The sequence below is a fragment of the Streptomyces sp. MB09-02B genome (genome assembly GCF_033794485.1).
In the GTDB taxonomy this organism is placed as follows: Bacteria; Actinomycetota; Actinomycetes; order Streptomycetales; family Streptomycetaceae; genus Streptomyces.
Map to the genome: position 1 here is coordinate 1 of NZ_JARGEE010000612.1, position 4,070 is coordinate 4,070.

The 4,070-nt window shown below is 71.4% G+C and carries 4 protein-coding genes; 2 read left to right on the forward strand and 2 right to left on the reverse strand.

Going from position 1 to position 4,070, the window contains the following annotated elements; genetic code table 11:
- Nucleotides 1-65: 65 nt before the first annotated feature.
- Nucleotides 66-1,568, reverse strand: coding sequence for a diaminobutyrate--2-oxoglutarate transaminase family protein (locus tag P1P70_RS41650; protein ID WP_413471663.1), 1,503 nt, complete (start codon nucleotides 1,566-1,568; stop codon nucleotides 66-68).
- A 494-nt stretch (nucleotides 1,569-2,062) separates the two neighbouring features.
- Here P1P70_RS41650 and P1P70_RS41655 point away from each other — a divergent pair, with 494 nt between their 5' ends.
- A complete protein-coding gene (locus P1P70_RS41655; protein ID WP_319247254.1) occupies nucleotides 2,063-3,295 on the forward strand; it encodes a hypothetical protein in 1,233 nt (410 codons plus the stop codon).
- Between the two features lie 323 nt (nucleotides 3,296-3,618).
- On the opposite strand, the gene P1P70_RS41660 is transcribed toward P1P70_RS41655, so the two are convergent.
- A complete protein-coding gene (locus P1P70_RS41660; RefSeq protein ID WP_319247255.1) occupies nucleotides 3,619-3,750 on the reverse strand; it encodes a hypothetical protein in 132 nt (43 codons plus the stop codon).
- On the opposite strand from P1P70_RS41660, the gene P1P70_RS41665 reads away from it, so the two are divergent.
- Nucleotides 3,736-4,070, forward strand: a 335-nt coding sequence (locus P1P70_RS41665; RefSeq protein WP_319247257.1) for a hypothetical protein, incomplete at its 3' end; no start/stop codon positions are given. The genes P1P70_RS41660 and P1P70_RS41665 overlap by 15 nt on opposite strands.

Genomic DNA, 4,070 nt, shown 5'->3' on the forward strand with positions numbered 1-4,070 from the left:
GTGCCGTGGGTGGATGGCTGGTCGGGGCGTGGCCGGGTGGGCGGTCGCTCGGATGGAGGTGGGGTTCATCCGCCCGGCGTGCTTGCGGGGCCTCCACCTCGCGCGAGTGCCGAGTGCGCCGGGAAGCGCGCCGCTGCGGTGGCGGCCACCGAGGCGATCGCGTCGGTCAGGCGGTCGAGCACGGCGTTGGTCTGGTCGTCGGTGATCGTGAGGGGTGGAAGGAGGCGTACGACACCGGCGTGGCGGCCACCGAGATCGACGATCAGCCCGCGGCGAAGGCACTCACGCTGGACCGCGGTGGCGAGGGAGGGGGCGGGAGGGCGCGGTCCGGTCTCGTCGGATCCGGGGTTCGCGTCCGGGGTGACCATTTCGATGCCGATCATCAGCCCTCGTCCTCGTACGTCACCGACACAGGCGAAGTGCTCGGTGAGGGGGCGGAGTTGGGCGAGGATGCGGGTGCCCAGGGTGGCGGCGCGTGCGGCGAGGCCGTTCTCACGGACGTGGGCGAGGGTGGCGGCGCCCGCGGCCATGGCGAGCTGGTTGCCGCGGAAGGTGCCCGCGTGGGTGCCCGGCCGCCAGACGTCGAGGTCGTCGCGGTGGACCACGACGGCCAGCGGCAGGCTGCCTCCGATGGCCTGGGAGAGGACCATGACGTCGGGGACGACGCCGCTGTGCTCGACGGCCCAGAAGCGGCCGGTGCGGCCCACGCCCGTCCGGACCTCGTCGGCGATCAGCGGGATCGAGCGTGCGGCGGTGATCTCCCGCATACGGCGCAGCCAGCCGTCCGGGGCGGGGAGGACACCACCCTCGCCCTGGACCGGCTCGAGGAGCATGCCGGCGGGCAGCGGAGCCCCGGGCTCGTCGTCGTCGAGGACGGACTCGGTCCAGCGGGCGGCGAGTTCGGCGCCGCGTTCGCCGCCGATACCGAACGGGCAGCGGTAGTCCTGCGGGTAGGGCAGGCGTGCCGCCCGGAGGTCCCGGGTGCTTCCGGGCGCTTCGAGGGTCGCGATGGTCGGGCCGGCGTGGGCGCCGGTGAAAGCGAGCATGCCGGAGCGTCCGGTGGCAGCCCGGACCAGGTTGCAGGCGGCCTCGACCGCGTCCGTGCCGGAGGGGCCGCAGAACCGGACACGGGCGCGGTCCGCGAGCTCGGGGGGCAGCGTGCGGAGCAGCTCGGTGGTGAAGGCGTCCCTGGCGGGGGTGGCGAGGTCGAGGACGTGCAGAAGAGCGCCCGAGTCGAGCGCCCTGCGGATGGCTTCGAGGACGACCGGGTGGTTGTGGCCGAGGGCAAGGGTGCCCGCGCCGGACAGGCAGTCGAGGTAGCGGCGGCCGTCGGCATCCTCGATGGTCAGCCCGCGCGCGCGTACGGGCACGACGGGCAGGGAGCGCGCATAGGTGCGTGCCGCCGAATCGCGGGCGGCCTGCGGCCGCGGAATCCTCGTGTGTCCCGGCCGTATCGCACGCGCCCCGTCGCGCTCCCGGCGTGGGCGGGCCCGTTCGCTCTCGGGTCCCGAACGCGCTCGCTCGGGCTCTCGCCCCAGCGGCGCCACAGCAGAATCGGTCACCGCCACTGCTGCACTTCCTCCCACGGTTCCTCAGAGGCGCGTCGGCAGGGGCCACCGAGCACCGGCGGGTCCCCGCACGTACCAACGACGAGACCGGTACGGGGAAGCGGGTAGGAGGAAAATCCTTGCCGCGGCCCACCTACAACCTGGTTTCACTTCCTCAACTCCCTCAGCCAGAAAGGGATTTGACGGGGCCGGTTGTCCGGCTGCACATGGTCGATCGCCTGGTCGGTCGGCTCGTGGCCAAACCGTTGCCGTTCCATCGGATGTCCCCCACAACGACCGCATAGTGTGTGGTGCCGTTCCGAAGGATGCGGCCCGGTGGATGTCGCCAGGCCGCGCGGACGACGACTACGTACGTACTGCGTACGAAGAAACAGAGGTGCGGAGCCGCGCGAGCGTTGTGTCGGCTACGTACAAGGAGGCGGTCGGCGCGCGGAGTCGTGCGCTGTCCGTTTCGGCACCACAGATTCTCTTACGCCCCAGGGGGAGTTCAGACCATGCGACCCATACGACCGCTCTTCACCGCTCGTCGTGGGAGGAGCACGCGCCGCAGAACCTCCCCCGTTCTGACCGCGATCGGCCTGGCCACGGTTCTGTCGTTGACGGCCACCGCCTGCGGCTCGGGTGACACGGCCGCGAACGCCGAGGCGTCGGCGTCCGCGCAGGACACCGGCAGCGGCGGCGACGGCAAGATCCGGATCCCGGACGACATCAAGGACAAGCTCAAGGAACACGGGATCGACCTCGACAAGTGGCGGGGCGGGGCCTGGAAGAACTGGGACAAGGACGACTGGCTGCGCGAGGCCGAGGACTACGTCAACCCGATCATCAAGGATCTGTGGGACCCGGACCGGATGCGGGACGCCGAGGAGCCGGAGAAGGAGGTCGACGAGGGCGACCTCACCGGTGACCAGGGTGTGACCGACCCGGCTCCGGAGGCCATCGACGCGAAGGCGGTGGCGGCGCAGTACCACGCCAATGTGCCCGAGGCGGGCAAGGTCTTCTTCGACGCGCCCGAGGGCACGATGGTCTGCTCGGCGACGGTGGTGCAGGACCCGGCCAACCCGGGCAAGTCGAACCTCGTGTGGACGGCCGGTCACTGTGTGCACGCCGGCAAGTCGGGCGGCTGGTACCGAAACATCGCCTTCGTGCCCTCGTACAACGACAGTGCCCTGGCGGCGTCGGGGCTGCAGACGGCCACGAAGGAGGAGGTCGCCCCGTACGGCGTCTGGTGGGGCGACTGGGCGCAGACCTCGGACCAGTGGATCGAACAGGGCGGCCAGACGGGCGGTGACGGGGCTCCGTACGACTTCGCGGTGATCCATGTGACGCCGGAGGAGGGCAGCGGGGGCAAGTCGCTGGAGGAGATGGTCGGTTCGGCGCTGCCGGTGGACTTCGACGCACCTCCTGTGCCGCAGGTGGAGAGCATCACGGCTACCGGCTACCCGGCGGGGGCTCCGTACGACGGCGAGACGATGTACCAGTGCACGGACAAGCCGGGGCGGCTCTCGCTCGTCGAGGCCGACCCGACGATGTACCGCATCGGCTGCTCGATGACCGGCGGCTCGTCCGGTGGTGGCTGGGTGGCGACCGGTTCGGACGGTGAGCCCGCGCTGGTGTCCAACACCTCCATCGGCCCGGTGAGCGCCGGTTGGCTGGCCGGACCGCGGTTGGGCGAGGAGGCGGAGGGCGTATACCGGGCGGTGAGCGACAAGTTCGCGTCGCAGTGACGCCCGGCTGACCAAGTGGTGGACGGCTGACCAGGTGATGCCGCCCCGGGAGGGGCGGAGGCGGGGCGGCGCGCGAAATCATCGGGCGCGCGCCGTCCGTCCGTCCCCCAGCGCCCCCGCATGGTGGGCGTGACACACGGATGGTCCCGATGGTCCGGACGGGGTCGAGGACCATGCGTTTCTGATGGATGGTCGAACAACTCGATCGGTCCGGCCGACAACACCTGGCTCGGGGACCGCGACTGGGCGAGGGAGCCCGGGCGTTGCACGACGAGACGAGTAGCGCGAACAGCGAGCGGTGAGCGTGTGCGGGGGGGGCGCTGTCAGGCTGCCGTCGTGGTCCGTCCGGCGGCCCAGTCGCGCAGTCGGCCCCCGTGGCGGGCCAGTCGGTCGAGCGCCAGGGGCAGGTGGTCCTCGGCTCCGGGGCGGAGCATGGCCGTGTGCGGGATGATCACGGACGTCTCGTGGAGGCGGGCGCAGGGAACTGCCCGATCAGCTCGCGCGGCGGCGGTCACTTCCGGACCAACACCGAGATCGCGAACTTCGTGGCCCGTCGGCTGGCGTCCGAGTGGGGCGAGCGGTTCTTCGTCGTCAACCCGGCCGCGTACCAGTTGGAGTCCAAGGAGGGCACCGGCCTGGTCACACGGCACGTCGAGGAACTCGCCCGGGAGACCGGCCGGACGCTGCAGCTGAAGGACCTCATGGACACCGTGCGGCCGTCCGGCGGGGACTACATGCGCATGTGGACCCGGGTGCTGGCCGAGGACCACTACCT

Coding starts and splice junctions, on each gene's coding strand:
- P1P70_RS41655 (WP_319247254.1), top strand. CDS start 2,063: ATGCGACCCATACGACCGCTCTTCACCGCTCGTCGTGGGAGGAGCACG.